Below are 15,837 nucleotides of genomic sequence, written 5' to 3'. Positions count from 1 at the left end.
GTGCGGACGGATCGCGGTCCCTCCGCACCCCCGCCCGGCGCTGCCTACACTGGACGCGTGGTGAGCACCGACTGGAAGAGCGATCTGCGGCAGCGCGGTTACCGGCTGACCCCGCAGCGCCAGCTCGTCCTCGAAGCCGTCGACACGCTGGAGCACGCGACGCCCGACGACATCCTCGTCGAGGTGCGCAGGACCGCGTCCGGGGTGAACATCTCGACGGTCTACCGGACCCTGGAGCTGCTGGAGGAGCTGGGCCTGGTCTCGCACGCCCATCTCGGGCACGGCGCCCCCACCTACCACCTGGCCGACCGGCACCACCACCTCCATCTGGTCTGCCGCGACTGCGCGGACGTGATCGAGGCGGACGTCGACGTGGCCGCCGGTTTCACCGCCGAGCTCCGCGAGAAGTTCGGCTTCACCACCGACATGAAGCACTTCGCGATCTTCGGCCAGTGCCGGAAGTGCGCGGGGAAGGCCGCCGGCGGCCAGACGTAGGCTTGGGTCCATGCAGCGACATTCAACGACCAGCCCTCTGCTGTCCCTGCCCGGCGCCGTTCCCGCCGAGGGACGCGACGAAGGTGTCGCCGCCCACTACGGCGATCTGTTCCGCGAGCAGCGTGCCCTCGCCGACGGCACGGGTCTCGTCGACCTCTCGCACCGCGGCGTGATCACCGTCTCCGGGAAGGACCGGCTCGGCTGGCTGCACCTGCTCCTCACCCAGCACGTCAGCGAGCTGCCCGCCGGTGAGGCCACCGAGGCCCTGATCCTCTCCGCGCACGGCCACATCGAGCACGCGCTGTACCTCGTGGACGACGGCGAGACCGTGTGGGCGCACGTCGAACCGGGGACCCAGGAGGCGCTCCTCGCGTACCTGGAGTCGATGAAGTTCTTCTACCAGGTGGAGGTCGCGGACCGGACGGACGAGTTCGCGGTCGTGCATCTGCCCGCCGGCTCGATCGCGGAGGTGCCGGAGGGCGTGGTCGTCCGGGAGACCCCGCAGGGCCGCGACCTGTTCCTGCCGCGTGCCGCGCTGGAGTCGTACGCCGCTGCCAACGGCCCGGCGATCGGCGTCCTGGCGTACGAGGCCCTGCGCGTGGAGGCGCACCGCCCGCGGCTGGGCTTCGAGACCGACCACCGCACCATCCCGCACGAGGTCGGGCTGATCGGGCCCGCCGTGCACCTGCAGAAGGGCTGCTACCGGGGGCAGGAGACGGTGGCGCGCGTCCACAACCTGGGGAAGCCGCCGCGCCGGCTGGTGTTCCTGCACCTCGACGGCAGCGAGGTGCACCTGCCGGGGCACGGCACGCCGGTACGGCTGGCCGCGGACGGCGAGGACGGCCGCCAGCTCGGCTTCATCACGACCTCGGCCCGCCACCACGAGCTGGGGCCGATCGCCCTCGCCCTGGTGAAGCGGAACGTGCCGGTGGACGCGGCGCTGCTGGCCGGGAACACGGCCGCGGCCCAGGAGGTCGTGGTCGAGCCGTAGGAGCCGCACGGGCGCGGGGACCGGGCCCGTGCGGGCCCGGGATCGCGGCGCACGGGCGTCCGCGGAGACCACGGACCGTGGCCTCCGCGGCCCTCACACCTCCAGCAGCACCGTGAACGGGCCGTTGTTCGTGAGCGAGACCCTCATCTGCGCTCCGAAGCGGCCCGTCTCCACCCGCGCCCCCAGCTCACGCAGCCGCGCCACCACCTCGTCGACGAGCGGCTCGGCGACCTCGCCGGGCGCTGCGGCGTTCCAGGTGGGGCGGCGGCCCTTCCGGGCGTCCCCGTAGAGGGTGAACTGGGAGATCACCAGCAAGGGGGCGTTCACGTCCGAGCAGGACTTCTCGCCCTCGAGGATCCGCACCGACCACAGTTTGCGGGCGAGCTGTGCCGCCTTCTCGGACGTGTCCTCGTGGGTCACCCCCACCAGGACGCACAGTCCCTCGCCGACGATCTCTCCCACGGTCTCACCGGCCACCACGACGCTCGCGCCGTCGACCCTCTGCACCACTGCACGCATACAGACCAACCTATCGGGGGCTGAACGGGTGCAGACCGCCTGCATGGGCACCGCTCGTGATGGCACGATGCACGGAGTCGGTGCATCCCCTCGGCCCTCCGGGCCCGGGGAGACCTCATGCACCGGTCGAGGGGACTGATTCACGCATGAGCACACCTGGCGCCGGGCAGTCGCCCGGTCCCGTACAGATGACCCGCGGTGCCTGCACGGGGGCCGGTACCGCCCGCCCGCCCGCACAGCGCACCGGTGACAGCCGTCCCGAGCCCGGTGCGCGCGATCTCGCCGCCCTGCGGCTTCCCGAACTGCGGGCCCTGCGCAAGGAGTCCCAGCGGGACGAGGCCGATCTGAGCTATGTGCGGCGGCTGCTGCAGGGCCGGATCGACATCCTGCGCGCGGAGCTGTGCCGGCGTTCGGCACCGCCGTCGCCGCTGCCGCCCGCCGAGACCGGCGGCCCGGAACGGTCCGGCCCGGACGCGGCGGTGGTCGACCGGCTCTCCCGGATCCTCGCCGACCCGCCGTCGCGGCGCGGCAGTTCGGCCCGGCACGTCACGCTGTCCGTGCCGCGCGGCGAGGAGTACCGGCTGCTGGCCGCGGAGATGCTCTCCGAGGTCGAGCTGTCCGACCTGGAAGCGCGGACGGACGACGAACTGCGCGCGGCGATGGGGCGGCTCGCGGACTACGAGCAGGAAGTATCGGGCCAGCGGCAGCAGTTGCAGCGCACCGCTGACGACTGCAGCGCGGAGATCGCCCGCAGGTACCGTGACGGCGAAGCGCAAGTGGACGACCTGCTCACCTGAACGCCGGGTCACGCGAACCGCCCGTATGCGGAACCCCGCCGGCGGCTCGGGTCGGCCGGGTGCCGCCCCGGAAGGCTGCCGCACATGACCGTCACCCCGTCCGTGTCCGCCGACGTGCCCGGGGCCGGGCCCGCGCCGCACCCGGTCCTCGCCGAGGCCGTCCGCTCCGGCTTCGTGGAGGGCCGGCACCGGGGCTCTCTCGTGGTCCTGGCGGCCGACGGGGGCGTCGAGCTGGCGCTGGGCGAACCGGAGGTGCCCGTCCTCCCCCGCTCGGCGAACAAGCCGATGCAGGCCGCGGCCGTGCTGCGGGCGGGCGTGGACCTGCCCGGGGAGCGGCTCGCGCTGGCCGCGGCGAGCCATTCAGGGGAGCCGTTCCACATCGGCCTCGTCCGCACGATGCTCGCCGAGCACGGGCTGACCCCGGACGACCTCAGGACCCCGCCGTCGCTGCCGCTGGACCAGGCCGAGGCGGAGCGGTACCTGGCGGCCGGCCGGCCCCGCGACCGGGTCGCCATGAACTGCTCCGGCAAACACGCGGCGATGCTCGCGGCGTGCCGGGTGAACGGCTGGCCGATGGAGAGCTACGCCGATCCCTCCCACCCACTGCAGCTGCTGACGCGCACGGTCGTGGAGGAGGCCGCGGGAGAGCCGGTCGCCGCAGTCGGCACGGACGGCTGCGGCGCACCGCTGATGGCGATCGGTCTGGTCGGCCTGGCCAGGGCGTTCCGCGCGTACGTCCTGGCGCCGGAGGGCTCCGCGGAGCGGCGGGTGGCGGACGCGATGCGGGCCCACCCCGAGTACGTCGCCGGGACGAACAGGCACGACACCTGGCTGATGCGGGCCGTGCCGGGGGCGCTGTCGAAGGTCGGCGCCGAGGCGGTCCAGGCGGTGGCCCTCCCCGACGGCCGGGCCCTCGCCCTGAAGATCGACGACGGCGGCGCGCGAGCGCTGGGGCCGGTGCTGGCCCGGCTGCTCGAGCGGCTGGGTGTGGACGACCCGGTGGTGGCGCGGATCGCGGACTCCCCGCTGCTCGGCGGGGGCGAACCGGTGGGCGGGGTACGGGCGGTCTTCTGACCGCGGCGGGAGCCGGACCGGGGACCGCCGGAGGCCGGAGCCGGACCGGGGACCGCCGGGGGCCGGACCGGTCGGGCGCCCGGCGGACGGCGCCGTAATCCCTGTGACGGACGCGGGCGGAGGGACATAGCGTGGGTGTCATGAGCCCCGATGTGCGCCCCGTCACCGAGTCCGAGTTCGCCGACTGGCTGCGCGCCTGCAGGACCGGGTTCCTGAAGCCCCCGGTGGTGAGCGAGGACCTGGTCGCCGACCGGCTGTCGCACTTCGATCTCCCCCGGGTGCAGGGCGCCTTCGACGCGGGCCGCTGTGTGGCGACGTACCGCTCCTACGCACAGGAGCTCACGGTCCCGGGCGGGGCCGCCGTCCCGGCGAACGCCGTCTCGAACGTCACCGTCCTGCCGACGCACCGCCGGCGTGGGCTGCTCACCAGGATGATCACGGCGGATCTCGAGGCCGCGAAGGAGCGCGGCGAGATCGTCTCGACGCTGATCGCGGCGGAGTTCCCGATCTACGGGCGGTACGGCTTCGGTCCCGCGACCTGGTTCACGGAGTGGAGCGTCGACGTGGCGCGTACCGGTCTCGACCCGCGCTGGGCGGGCCCGGTGGACGGTGGCAGGATCGATCTGGTCGACGGCGAGGAGGTCCGCAAGCTCGGCCCCGAACTGTACGACCGTTTCCGTGCCGACCGGGCCGGGGCGACCGACCGCGACGCGCGCTGGTGGCAGGTGGCCACGGGGGCGGCCCAGGTGGGGCCCGAGCCCTGGAAGGAGCCGTTCTACGCGCTGTACCGCTCGTCGGCGGGTGAGGTGGAGGGCCTGGCCGTCTACGGGGCCGAGTCGTCCGGCTGGTCCGACGCGGGCCAGCCGGACACGGCGCTGGCGGTCGAGAAGCTGATCGCGGTGTCGTCCGCCGCCGAGCGTGCCCTGTGGCAGTTCGTGTGCTCGGTGGACTGGGTCACCACGGTGAGGACGGGGCGGCGTGCCCCGGACGACGTCCTCCCGCTGCTGCTGCCCGACCCGCGCGCCGCCCGTACCGTCACCCACGCGGACTTCCTGTGGGTGCGGGTGCTGGACGTCGTCCGGGCGCTGGAGGCGCGTACGTACGACACCGCCGGCGCGCTCGTGCTGGACGTGCACGACCCGCTGGGTGCGGCCGGTGGCCGGTTCCGGCTGGAGGTGTCGCCCGGGGGCGCGGCGGAGTGTTCCCCGACCGACGCTCCGGCCGATCTCGTCATGGACCTGGGGGCGTTGGGGTCCCTGTACCTGGGCGACGAATCGGTGCTGCGGCTCGTGGCGCTGGGGCGGGTGACGGAGGAGCGCGCGGGCGCGGCGGTTCTGGCGGACGCCCTGTTCCGGTCCCGGCGCCGGGCGTGGTGCCCGGACATGTTCTGAGCCCCGGGGCCTTCGGGATTCCGGGCGTTACGGGCTTTTGGGGCTTCCGGCCTTGCGGCCTTGCGGGCCTTCCGGGCCCGGATCGGGGCGGACGAACCGGACGGCCCGGGCCGGTGCCGGACCGGGTGGGCGGCGGGGCCGCCCGCCCGGCTTCACACCGAGGCGGAGTGCAGCAGCAGCGCCAGCACGACGCTGCCCACACCTGCGCAGGGGGCGTTCCTGGCACGCAGACCGAAGCTGAGCAGTCCCAGGCCGATCACGCCCATGAGGCCGAAACGCCACTGGACGAATTCCTCGAGGGCGAAGGCGATGAGTGGCATGGCAGGTCCCTCCTTGGGGTCGGGGAGGAGCGCAGTCGTCGAAGAAGCGGCCAACTCGGGGCGGTACTCGGCCTCTTCGGCCATGTCTTGCAAGTTGGCGCCAACTCAATTGAAGTTGTCCCCACTTGGCAATGTCGACTAACCCGTGTTCGGCAACTCCCCATAACTTCGGAAGAGTTGTAGCGTCGAGTTGTGAACCACGAGAACGGCACGGTGAACGGAAGAAAGCCGACACATCACGACATCGCCGATGTGCTGCGCGACCGGATCGACAGTGGTGTGCTCCGACCCGGCGATCACATGCCCACGCAGTCCCAGCTCGTCCAGGAGTTCGGCGTGGAGCGGGGCACCGTACGGCAGGCCCTCAGGATCCTCCAGGAGGACGGCCTCCTCACCCATGTCACCAGGGGTGCCCCGGCCAGGGTCGCCGAGCGTCCGGAGGGGCCGGGCGACGGCGAGGACGTCCGGCCGCAGCCCACGATGGTCGCCCTGGCCCCGCAGCTGGCGAAGGCGTTCTCGGTGCCCGAGGTGCGCGTCGACGCCCTGTGCCTGACGGCCGAGACGCTCATGCTGGCGCTGGCCGAACCGCTGCGGCTGATCCACGAGGGCCGGATCCGGCCCGAGGCCGTCGAGGTGCGGCTGCTGCTGCCCGACCGCAACATCGACCTCGCGTTCCCGACGTCCGTCGCCGACACGGACGAGGACGACCTGGTCCACCAGCGCTGGCTCGCCCAGCGCAACGCCCAGGGCATGGTGCTGCGCCACAACCTCCAGGCGCTGCGCGCCTCCCACGGCATCGACGTCACGGTCGCCTTCCGCGCGCTGCCGTTCACCCCACCGGTGAAGCTCTACGTGCTGAACGGCACGGAGGCGCTCTTCGCGTACTACACCGTGACCAGACGCGAGGAGGAGATCGAGGCGACCACCGTGGAGATGTACGACACCCTCGGCACCCAGTCGCTCCTCTTCCCGTTCGACGCCGGCAACGGCACCCGCGACGCGGCCTTCGTCGAACAGTCGCGGAAGTGGTTCGACGCACTCTGGAACACCATCGCCACGAACCTGACACTCTCTTCGTGACTACTGATGCGGCACTCGACGAACAGGCGGCGCACGTGGCGGAGACCATCGAGGACCTGATCAGCGGGGCCGACCACGTCCTCTTCGACTTCGACGGCCCCATCTGCCGCCTCTTCGCCCGCCATCCCGCCTCCGGGGTCGCGGAGAGCCTGGTCGGCTGGCTGGACCGGCACGGCGGCCGGGTGCGCCTCACGGACGACCAGCGGACCGCCGCCGATCCGCACGAGGTGCTGCGGACGGTGGGCCTGCAGCATCCGGGCAGCGACGTGGTCGAAGGGCTGGAGCAGGAGCTCACCCGCCAGGAACTGCTCGCCACCCGGAGCGCCTGGCCCACCGCCTATGCCGATCCCCTGATACGGACCTGGAGTGCGGTGGCGGACGGACTGGCGGTCGCCACGAACAACTCGCCGCGGGCGGCGGAGGAGTACCTCACCGGGCGCGGCCTGCGCGACTGCTTCGCCCCCCACATCCACGGCCGCGGCCCGGACCTCGCGCTCCTCAAGCCCGACCCGGACTGTGTGCTGCGGGCCCTCGGCTCCCTCGGCGCCGCGCCCGCTTCGGCCCTGATGATCGGCGACACCCCCTCGGACCTGTTCGCGGCACGCGCCGCGGGCGTCAGCTTCCTCGGCTACGCCCACGACACCCGCCGCGCGGAACGGCTCCGCGCGGCCGGCGCGACGGTGGTCGTGGAATCGCTGGAACCGGTGCTGTCGATCGTGCGGCGGGGTCGGTGACCACGGCCGCCCGGTCATGGCACTAGATGAGCAGGAGCACGCACACGACGCACCCCAGCACCGCACAGTTGCGCCTTTCCTCCTTGGCGGTCAGGGCGACGACCGCCACGAGCAGTCCCGGAGCTCCGAGGAGCTGCTGGGCCAGAAGTTCCCACAGTGGTGGCAGGAGGCGAGCCATGAGTTCCCTCCGAACGGGCGGGCCCGGTCAAGCCAACCAGTCCAATTGGATTGGTTGTTTGACCAGTTGGTCCCCTATCCGTCAGATCCCTTAACCCGCAGGTGCGTTGCCCGGCCAATGTGACCGAAAGCGGTATGCGGTACGGCCGGAAGGGGTAGCTTCGCGGCGTGGGGAGCAAGGAGACCGGCGAAGGCGCCGACCTGGTCCAGCGTGTCGCGGACACGCTGCGGGCCGAGCTGACCGACGGCAGCACGTACCACGTCGGCGGCCGCTACCCCACGCAGCGCGAACTCGCCGACCGCCTGGGTGTCTCGCGCGACACCGTCCAGAAGGCACTGCGGGAGATCACCCACGAGGGGTGGATCGAGTCCCGCAGGGGCAGCGGCACCAGGGTGATCAAGACCCAGCTGGTCCACACGTCCTCGGCCCGGCGGCACTCCAGATCCGGAGCGGCCGCTCTCGGGCCGTTCATCGAGGCCGCGTTCGAGGAGGAGGAAGTCGCACTGGACGTCTTCACCCTGACGGCCCAGTCGCTGACCTCGCACCTCGGGGTCGCGTCCCAGCGGGTGCAGAGCGGGGAGATCAGTCCCCGGCGCATCGCCGTGCGCCTGCTGCTGCCCGATCTGCGGCAGCCCTCGCTGTACCCCCGCAACGTCGAGGACCCGGACGATCCCCGTCCGCTGGAGCGGCTGCGCGCCATCAGCCGGCGCTACACGGACCTGCTCGTCGACACCCTGCGCGACCTCAGGCAGGAGGGGCGCGTCCCGGAGGTGGACGTCCGGGTGGCCCATGTGCCGCACTACCCCACGGGCAAGCTCTACCTGCTCAACGGCGAGGAGGCGCTGCACGGGTTCTACGACCTGGTGGACCGGGAGGTGCGGCTGCAGGACGGCCAGGAGATCGTCATCACCGATGTGATCGGGCTGGGGGCCACCCTCTTCCACTACGCCAAGGACGAGGACGCCGCGTCGGAGGGATCCCGGTTCGTGACCGCGTCGCAGCAGATGTTCGACTCCTACTGGGACCGGAGTCATCAGTTCGGTTAGTGCAGGGCGCTGCGGGCCGGTGAACCCTTCCGGTCACGGCACCGGCCTCGCCGGTTCACCGCCCCGTGCGGGGGAGTCCCGCTATGGTGTCCGTCATCGTGGGCGCCTCGCGTGACTGTTCAGGAGCGGCTGGTGGGCACTTCCCCTACGGCCGTCCTTCGCACCGCCGGTCCGGACGGCGGCGCGCTCGCGCGCTTCGTCCGTGAGGCGGCCCGCACCGGTGAGACGACCCGGGGCCACCACAACCGCAACCACATCGCCGCCCTGGATCCGGACACGGCGCGGCTGCTCGGGCGCGCGGCGGGTGAACGGGTCACCGTGCGCCGGCGGATGCCCCGGGTGCTTCCGGTCGTCATCCGCACCTGGCCGCGGGAGCGGCTCCTCCTCGACGCGCTGAAGGGCGTGCTGCCGCATGTGCCCGAAGTGCTCGCGGTGGTCGGTGACGCCGCCGTGCACACCTACGTCGAGGGCGTCCCGCTGTCGGGCGTCTGCGAGTACGGCAAGCCCGTCGACCCCCGGCTCGTCGAGGCGCTCGCACCGTTGCTGGCCGGAATGTACGCGGTGCCCGTGACAAGGCTGCCGAAGCTGCCGGCCGGCTGGCCGCGGGACGGCGCGAGCCGGTCGTTCCTGCGCACCATGGCCCGGCTCGCCGACGAGCAGATCAGGCAGCCCAATTGGGCTGAGTTCGGCGGTCTGTTCGTGTCCCTGGGAGTGCCGGAGGACGCCCTGCGGAGGTTCGCCGACCGGATCCCGCCCATGACGCCCCGGCCCTTCACGCTGCTCCACACCGATCTGCACCGGGACAACGTGATCCTCCGCTACTACGACGACGGCGGCCCGCCGCTGGTGTGCGTCGACTGGGAACTGGCGACGTACGGGGACCCCCTGCACGATCTCGCCACCCATCTCGTCCGCATGCGCTACCCCTCCTTCCAGGAGGACGAGGTCGTCGAGGCCTGGGGCAGGGCGATGACCGAGGTCCGGCCGGAGGCCGCGCAGGGCACGGAGGACCTGCGGGCCTATCTCGACTTCGAGCGGGCGCAGTCCGTCTTCCCGGACGTGATGCGCGCGGCCCGCGGGCTGGGCCGGGCGGACCTGCCGAGGGACCTCCACCAGGCGGCGGAGTCCGTGCGGCAGGCCCTGGCGGCTGCACAGGGGCCGCTCCGGCTGCCCGACCCGCCGGGTCTGCCGGAGATCGAGCAGGCCCTGTACCGCTGGCACACCGCCCGGCTCCCCGTGCGGCCCGCCCGGGTCCGGCACAGACCGTCGGCCGTCCTGTGGCAGGCGGACGTGCGGGTTCCCGAGCGGACCTGGTTCCCCTGGTCTGCCGTGACGGAGGCCCTCGGCGCCGAGGGTGCCGCCCCCGCCGGCCGGGTCTTCCGGGGCACGGGGCACCTCAACACCGTCGTGGACGTGGAGAGCGCCGGGGCGCGGGTCGTCGTCCGCCGCAAGCTGAACGGCGCCGCCCGCAGGGAGCCCCGCCTCCTGGACGAGCACGCCGTGCTGCTGGCCGTGGAACGGCTGCGGGGCGGCGTGCGCGCGCCCCGCATCCTGGCCCTCGGCTACGGCGGGCTGGAGGACCAGTTCGCCGTCCACTCCTACGAGGGTCCGGCGGGTCCGTTCCGTCCCCCGGAGCATCCGGTGCAGGGCCTGCGGCCCCAGGAGGCGGACGACCTCGTCGACCAACTGGTCGCCCTGGCTGCGGCCGACACCGGGACCCTCGGCACGGCGGCGGACGACGGCTGCTTCCACCGCCGGCTCAGCGACCGGCTCGTCGGGATGGTCGCCTCCCTGCCCGCGGACTCCCGGCAACTGGCCCGGGCGCTGGGACTGCCGGGTGCGGACCGGCTCAAGGAGATCCTCGACCGGCACACGGTGACGCGCCGCACTCCCGTACTCCTGCACGGCGATCTCAACCCGTGGAACCTGGTGCGCAGCGGCCCGGGCAGGCTCACCGTCATCGACTGGGAACTCGCCATGGTCGGCGATCCGCTGTACGACCTGGTCCGGCATCTGCATCTGACGCCCCACCGCACCGAGATCGCCCGGCGCATGTACCGACGCTGGGCGCTGCGGATGGGGGCGCTGGGCACGGACTACGTCGAGGGCTGGGAGGAGGACGTCCGCACCTACCGGTGGATCGAGGTCGTCCGGTCCGCGTATCTGGACCTCGACCGCCTCGTCAACGGCGCGGACCTGCACGCTCCCAACGTCCGCAGGGCGGTGGACTCCTACGCGATGACGCTCGGCGCGGCCACCGACTCGCTCGGGCTGCGCCGGACGCCCCGGGACGTGAACCCGTTCCTCTACATCGCGCTGCCGGAGGGAGCCCGCGCGATACTGGCGCGGGACCCGGACACCCCGCCGCCGGAGGACGCGGGAGCACGGCAGTCGAGTCGCACGGGCGGCCGGCTCACCTCGTCCGCCACCTGAACAGCGCCCATGCCCCCGCCACGCCCGCGGCCAGCAGCCCCGCGCACCACGCCAGCGCGATCCACGGCGAGTCGCCGACCGGCCGGTCCAGCAGCAGACCGCGCAGGGACTCGATCACGGGGGTGACCGGCTGGTGCTCCGCGAAGCCGTGCAGCCAGTCCGGCATCGTGTCGATGGGGACGAAGGCACTGCTGGGGTACGGCAGGAACATCATGAAGAACGTGAACCCGCCCGCCGCCTCGGGGGTCTTGGCGAGCAGCCCGATCGCCGCCGACAGCCAGGACACGGCGATGACGAAGGCGAGCAGGACACCGGCGGCGGCGAACCAGCCGGCGGCCGTCGCCGAGGGGCGGAAGCCGATCGCGAAGGCGACCCCGAGGACGAGGGCGGTCGAGACGAGGTTGCGGGCCGTGCTGGCGGCGGCGTGGCCGGCCAGGATGGGGATGCCGCCGATGTCGAGCGAACGGAAGCGGTCGATGATCCCGCCCTTCATGTCCTCGCTGACCGTCACGGCCGTGGTGGAGGCGCCGAAGCCCGCGCACAGCAGCAGGACACCGGGGACGACGTAGGTGACGTACGCCGTGCCGGTCTCGATGGCCCCGCCGAAGAAGTAGACGAAGATCAGCATGAGCATCACCGGCAGCATCAGGCTGGTGATGACGGCGTCGACGTTGCGCCTGCTGAGGCGCAGGGCGCGGCCGGTCAGGGTGAGCGCGTCAGACACGGGTGGCCTCCTCGGCGGACGCGCCGGACCCGGCGCCGGGGGTTGCGGTGGACTCGGGGGTGACGGCGGAATCGGCGGGCGGGCGCGGCGCCGTGCGGGTGAGGGTCAGGAAGACGTCGTCGAGCGTCGCCGTGTGCAGGGAGAAGCGCGCCACGTCGCACCGCCCGGGGTCGAGTTCGTCGAGAAGCGCGCGCACATGGGCCGCCGTGCCGTCGGTCGGCACGCCGAGGGTCAGGGTCTCGGGGGCGTGGAGGACCGCCCGTGCGGAGAGGCGTTCGTAGGCCGCGTGGTTGCTGAGGACGAGGTCGAGGCGGTGGCCCGCGACCTGGCTCTTGAGGTCGTGCGCGGTGCCCTCGGCGACGATCCGCCCGCCGTCGATCACGGCGATGCGGTCCGCGAGCTGATCGGCCTCCTCCAGGTACTGGGTGGTGAGGAAGACGGTGGCTCCCCGGGCCGACAACGCGCGGACCACCTCCCACAGCTGCTGTCGGCTGCGGGGGTCGAGCCCGGTCGTGGGCTCGTCCAGGAAGATCACCTCGGGGTCGCCGACGAGCCCCGCGGCGAGGTCGAGCCGCCGGCGCATCCCGCCCGAGTAGGTACGGGCGGGACGGCGGGCCGCCGCGGTGAGGTCGAAGCGTTCGAGCAGTCCGGCGGCGCGGCTCCGGGCGGCCGCCCGGGAGGCGCCGCCGAGCCGGGCCATCATCCGCAGGTTCTCCTCCCCGGTCTGCATCTCGTCGACGGCCGCGAACTGTCCGGTGAGGCTGATCGACCGCCGTACGGCGGTCCGCTCGGCGACCACGTCGTGCCCGGCGACGCGGGCGGTGCCGGCGTCCGCCCTGGTGAGCGTGGTGAGGATGCGGATGGTGGTGGTCTTGCCGGCGCCGTTGGGGCCGAGGAGCGAGAACACGGTGCCGCGTTCGACGCGGAGATCGACTCCGTCCAGGACCCGGACGGCGCCGTAGGACTTCCGCAGCGCCGTGGCCTCGACGGCCGGCTCCTGCCCCCGGGGCGGGCCGGGACGACGGGGCGTGTGGTGCGGGTCGGTTGCCTGGTCGGCGCGGTGTGCGTGGTGCGGCCCGCGGGGTTCACGCGGTGCGTACGAGCTCGGCTCCATGGCCGTACCCCCCTGTGGTCGGTACTGCGTATGACATACGCATCACTGTGTAAGGGTTACGCATTACTAGGATGTGCGTCAAGGCCAGGAGAGCGGAGGTGCGACGGATGGCGGAGCGCGGCGCGGGAGGCGGCCGTACGGGGTTGCCCGCGAGCATCGAGGCCGCGTGGGGGCTGCGGGAGCGGCCCGCCAAGGGCCCCAAGCCGGGTCTCAGCCTCGACCGGATCGTCGGGGCCGCCGTGTCCGTCGCCGCCGAGGAGGGGCTGCCCGCGGTCTCCATGGGCCGGGTGGCGAAGGCCCTCGGGGTCTCGACCATGTCGCTCTACCGCTATGTGGCCGCCAAGGACGAGCTCTACGTCCTGATGCAGGAGGCCGCCCTGGGGCCCCCGCCCCCGGCCCCCGGCGGCGCGGACTGGCGTGAGGCACTCACCGCCTGGGCCCGGGCGCAGCGCGATGTGCTGCTGCGTCACCTGTGGGCGCTGCGGATCCCGGTCTCCGGCCCGCCCGCGACGCCGAACATGGTCGCCTGGTGGGAGCAGGGCCTCGTCGCACTGGAGGGCACCGGGCTCGACGACGGCGAGAAGATCTCGGTGATCCTGCTGGTCAGCGGCTTCGTTCGCAGCGAGGCCACGATGATGGCGGATCTCGACGCGGCCGTCAGGGCCGGCGGCACCCCCGAGGAGTTCCTCGCCCGGCACCAGAACACCCTCGCCCGCCTCGCCGACCCGGAGCGCTATCCGTCGGTGGCCCGGCTGCTCGGCTCCGGAGTGATGACCCAACCCGACGAGCCGGGCTACGAGTTCGCCTTCGGGCTGGCGCGGATCCTGGACGGGGTGGCGGTCCTGATCGCGTCACGGAGGGCCGACGGGACGGGGTGACCGCCGCCCCCATCCGTCGCGGTCTCAGTCCGGTGTCCCGCCCATGCGCCGCTCGGTGCCCCCGCCCTCGGCGCATCCGGGCGCGGTCCCGGCGGTGGACAGCCTGCGGCCGACGTACCGGACGAAGGCGGAGCGCCAGGAGGGCGGGCCGAGCGGCATCGGTCGTGGACAACCAGGAGGACCGGGACCCGGGCGCACGTTTCAGCCGTGCGCCGGGGCTCCGTGCCCGGGCCCGGTCAGGCCCCCGCGGCGTCGAGAACCGGGATCAACTGCTCCTCCTCGTAGACGAGATGCGCCTCGAGTTCGTCGGTGAGCCGTTCGACTTCGGCCTGAACGAGTCCCGGGTCGGCGTCGTCCGCCGTGACGACCCGCCGCAGCTCGTCCAGGAGCGCCGCGATCTTCCCGTGCTCCTCGCGCAGCCGGTCCATGACCGGGGCGAGCTCCTCGTACCGCCCGGCGAGGAAGGGGAAGAGGGCGGTGTCCTCACCGGTGTGGTGGTTGTGCAGGCCCTGGCACAGGGTCAGGCAGTTGATCCGGAGCTGGGCGCCGAGCCGGGGGCCGGAGTCGCCGATCTCCCGGCTGATCAGGGCGAGTTCACGCCGGAAGGCGTCATGGACCGCCTTGATGGCCTCGCCCATGGACGTGGTGCCCATGTCCGGCGGCCCGTGCTCGACCGACTCCAGCGCGACCACCGGGATCACGCGGTCGGTCCTCGCCTGGTACTCCGCCCAGCCGGGATCCGCCTCCACGGCACGGGCGAAGGCGCGCTCGCGCTCCTCCCCGTCCAGGATCACGGCGCGGGCCTCGTAGGTGAAGACGCCGTCCTCGACGGTGAGCCGGGGGTTGGCCACGATGTTGTGGTACCAGTCGGGGTGCTTCGGCGAGCCGCCCGCGGAGGCGATGACGAGGACGCGGTCGCCGCCGTCGGCGAGGTAGCCGACGGGCGTGGTGTGCGGGGCGCCGGAGCGCGCCCCGGTGGTGGTCAGAAGGAGCAGCCGGGCACCTTCGAAATAGCCTCCGACGCGGCCGCGATGGGCGCGGAACTCGTCGATGACCTGCTGATTGAAATCGTTCGGCATTCTCTGCTTTCTCTTGCGTCTTCTCGTTTTCGGGCATGGCGAATTCACCCGGCGCAGGGCGCGTCGCGCCCGAGGGGTGGGTGGAAAGGAAGGGCGCGTGGCGCGCGGAGGAACGGCAGCCGCGTGTCCGTACGGGCCCTGCGGCCACAGGAGTCCGCAGGTGCACGGGCATGTGTGCCGTCGGACGGGACGTACGGGGGGTGCGTGGCGCGCGGTCGCACCGGGTGCGACGGTCGCGAGAACGGCGGTGCGCAGCACACGCCGTGGAAAGCAGAAAAGGCGGGCTTCTCGCCCGCCTCGGCATCACGCCAAGGCCGGGTGCCCTACTCGTTCGTGGCCCATGGCCGACCCGGCAGTCACGCGCTCAATTTAATGGGGAAAGGGCGGGCTGGGCAACATCGATTTCCGGCCGCGTAATCGGAATGCGGTGGTGGCCGTCGGCGGGGCATCCTGGCCGGACGTCCGGGACCGGGGAGTGGGGAAGCCATGCGGTACGGAACGAACCCCGACGTGTACCTGAACGAACTCGCCCAGGGCCTGCGCCCGCTCGACGAGGGCATCGAGTGGTTCGCCACCCTCCCCGAGGACGAGCAGACGCGGACGCTGCGCCTGCTCGCGGGCTTCTGCTTCCAGGCCCATCCCACCGCCGAGGAATCCGTGGAGAGCATCCGGCGCTCCGGTCTCAGGCCCACCCACACGCCGGCGGTCATGCTCGTTCGGGGACGGATCGAGGACCGGGTGGGGGCCATCGCCTCACTGACGCCTCGGCACGAGCGGATGAAGGCATTCCGTCTGCTGATCGCCCTGCTCGCCATCGCGGACGGCCGGCGCAGGAGGCGGTGCCGCGTCGTCGGCTGCGGCCACGAGTGGCACCGGCTGACCGCCGACCGGGAGGCGGGGACCGGTCGGCCGTCGGACGGGGGCCGGGCTCGGGGCCCGGGGCGGTGCCGAGCGTGACGGGCGGTCGGACGACACCGGCGTGGC

General features: G+C 72.8%; 18 protein-coding genes. 11 read left to right on the top strand and 7 right to left on the bottom strand.

Translation table 11 applies throughout. From position 1 onward, the window contains the following. The first annotated feature begins 57 nt into the window (after window positions 1–57). Entirely contained in the window at window positions 58–495 is a 438-nt protein-coding gene (locus tag QRN89_RS16305) for a Fur family transcriptional regulator (RefSeq protein WP_290350167.1), read from the top strand. Window positions 496–505: 10 nt separating this feature from the next. Then, window positions 506–1,486, top strand: coding sequence for a CAF17-like 4Fe-4S cluster assembly/insertion protein YgfZ (gene ygfZ / locus QRN89_RS16300; protein WP_290350166.1), 981 nt, complete (start codon window positions 506–508; stop codon window positions 1,484–1,486). A 93-nt stretch (window positions 1,487–1,579) separates the two neighbouring features. Here ygfZ and dtd read toward each other — a convergent pair whose 3' ends face one another. After that, window positions 1,580–2,005: a D-aminoacyl-tRNA deacylase gene (gene dtd, locus QRN89_RS16295; protein ID WP_290350165.1), complete on the bottom strand. Its 426-nt coding sequence runs from the start codon at window positions 2,003–2,005 to the stop codon at window positions 1,580–1,582. Window positions 2,006–2,151: 146 nt separating this feature from the next. Here dtd and QRN89_RS16290 point away from each other — a divergent pair, with 146 nt between their 5' ends. From QRN89_RS16290 to QRN89_RS16280, 3 genes are all read left to right on the top strand, one after another. Beyond that, window positions 2,152–2,802, top strand: a complete 651-nt coding sequence (locus tag QRN89_RS16290) for an RsiG family protein (RefSeq protein ID WP_290350164.1) — start codon at window positions 2,152–2,154, stop codon at window positions 2,800–2,802. Between the two features lie 84 nt (window positions 2,803–2,886). Beyond that, a complete protein-coding gene (locus QRN89_RS16285) occupies window positions 2,887–3,876 on the top strand; it encodes an asparaginase (protein ID WP_290350163.1) in 990 nt (329 codons plus the stop codon). 140 nt (window positions 3,877–4,016) lie between these two features. Next, on the top strand, window positions 4,017–5,267 hold the full coding sequence (locus tag QRN89_RS16280) for a GNAT family N-acetyltransferase (RefSeq protein WP_290350162.1): 1,251 nt from the start codon (window positions 4,017–4,019) through the stop codon (window positions 5,265–5,267). A 152-nt stretch (window positions 5,268–5,419) separates the two neighbouring features. Here the strand turns inward: QRN89_RS16280 and QRN89_RS16275 are convergent, their stop codons facing one another. Further along, window positions 5,420–5,587 (bottom strand): hypothetical protein, encoded by a 168-nt coding sequence (locus QRN89_RS16275; RefSeq protein ID WP_290350160.1) that lies wholly within the window; start codon window positions 5,585–5,587, stop codon window positions 5,420–5,422. Window positions 5,588–5,779: 192 nt separating this feature from the next. Between QRN89_RS16275 and QRN89_RS16270 the strand changes: the two genes are divergently transcribed. Together QRN89_RS16270 and QRN89_RS16265 are read left to right on the top strand one after the other, a co-directional pair. Next, window positions 5,780–6,667 carry a winged helix-turn-helix domain-containing protein gene (locus tag QRN89_RS16270; RefSeq protein ID WP_290350159.1) on the top strand — a complete coding sequence of 296 codons (888 nt, stop codon included), beginning with the start codon at window positions 5,780–5,782 and terminating at the stop codon, window positions 6,665–6,667. Continuing rightward, the gene (locus QRN89_RS16265; protein WP_290350158.1) at window positions 6,664–7,401 is read left to right on the top strand and encodes an HAD family hydrolase; all 738 of its coding nucleotides are present in this window, start codon (window positions 6,664–6,666) and stop codon (window positions 7,399–7,401) included. Before QRN89_RS16270 ends, QRN89_RS16265 begins: the two co-directional genes overlap by 4 nt. Before the next feature lie 22 nt (window positions 7,402–7,423). Here the strand turns inward: QRN89_RS16265 and QRN89_RS16260 are convergent, their stop codons facing one another. Beyond that, window positions 7,424–7,579: a hypothetical protein gene (locus QRN89_RS16260; RefSeq protein WP_290350157.1), complete on the bottom strand. Its 156-nt coding sequence runs from the start codon at window positions 7,577–7,579 to the stop codon at window positions 7,424–7,426. A 167-nt stretch (window positions 7,580–7,746) separates the two neighbouring features. Between QRN89_RS16260 and QRN89_RS16255 the strand changes: the two genes are divergently transcribed. Together QRN89_RS16255 and QRN89_RS16250 are read left to right on the top strand one after the other, a co-directional pair. Next, the gene (locus QRN89_RS16255) at window positions 7,747–8,625 is read left to right on the top strand and encodes a winged helix-turn-helix domain-containing protein (RefSeq protein WP_290350156.1); all 879 of its coding nucleotides are present in this window, start codon (window positions 7,747–7,749) and stop codon (window positions 8,623–8,625) included. Window positions 8,626–8,757: 132 nt separating this feature from the next. Continuing rightward, window positions 8,758–11,058 carry a phosphotransferase family protein gene (locus QRN89_RS16250; protein WP_290350155.1) on the top strand — a complete coding sequence of 767 codons (2,301 nt, stop codon included), beginning with the start codon at window positions 8,758–8,760 and terminating at the stop codon, window positions 11,056–11,058. On the opposite strand, the gene QRN89_RS16245 is transcribed toward QRN89_RS16250, so the two are convergent. Beyond that, the gene (locus QRN89_RS16245; RefSeq protein ID WP_290350153.1) at window positions 11,039–11,782 is read right to left on the bottom strand and encodes an ABC transporter permease; all 744 of its coding nucleotides are present in this window, start codon (window positions 11,780–11,782) and stop codon (window positions 11,039–11,041) included. The genes QRN89_RS16250 and QRN89_RS16245 overlap by 20 nt on opposite strands. After that, window positions 11,775–12,896, bottom strand: a complete 1,122-nt coding sequence (locus tag QRN89_RS16240) for an ATP-binding cassette domain-containing protein (RefSeq protein ID WP_290350151.1) — start codon at window positions 12,894–12,896, stop codon at window positions 11,775–11,777. The genes QRN89_RS16245 and QRN89_RS16240 overlap by 8 nt, the downstream gene beginning before the upstream one ends. A gap of 107 nt (window positions 12,897–13,003) precedes the next feature. Between QRN89_RS16240 and QRN89_RS16235 the strand changes: the two genes are divergently transcribed. After that, window positions 13,004–13,774, top strand: a complete 771-nt coding sequence (locus QRN89_RS16235) for a TetR/AcrR family transcriptional regulator (RefSeq protein ID WP_290353733.1) — start codon at window positions 13,004–13,006, stop codon at window positions 13,772–13,774. Between the two features lie 24 nt (window positions 13,775–13,798). Here QRN89_RS16235 and QRN89_RS16230 read toward each other — a convergent pair whose 3' ends face one another. Continuing rightward, window positions 13,799–13,933 (bottom strand): hypothetical protein, encoded by a 135-nt coding sequence (locus QRN89_RS16230; protein ID WP_290350149.1) that lies wholly within the window; start codon window positions 13,931–13,933, stop codon window positions 13,799–13,801. A gap of 77 nt (window positions 13,934–14,010) precedes the next feature. Continuing rightward, window positions 14,011–14,853 (bottom strand): nitroreductase/quinone reductase family protein, encoded by an 843-nt coding sequence (locus QRN89_RS16225; protein WP_290350148.1) that lies wholly within the window; start codon window positions 14,851–14,853, stop codon window positions 14,011–14,013. 486 nt (window positions 14,854–15,339) lie between these two features. Between QRN89_RS16225 and QRN89_RS16220 the strand changes: the two genes are divergently transcribed. After that, window positions 15,340–15,810: a DUF5958 family protein gene (locus QRN89_RS16220; RefSeq protein WP_290350146.1), complete on the top strand. Its 471-nt coding sequence runs from the start codon at window positions 15,340–15,342 to the stop codon at window positions 15,808–15,810. Window positions 15,811–15,837: the final 27 nt, after the last annotated feature.

Source organism: Streptomyces sp. HUAS CB01 (assembly GCF_030406905.1).
In the GTDB taxonomy this organism is placed as follows: Bacteria; Actinomycetota; Actinomycetes; order Streptomycetales; family Streptomycetaceae; genus Streptomyces; species Streptomyces chengbuensis.
The sequence above is the reverse complement of the archived record's forward strand: the minus strand, read 5'-3'. Positions and strand labels throughout refer to the sequence as shown.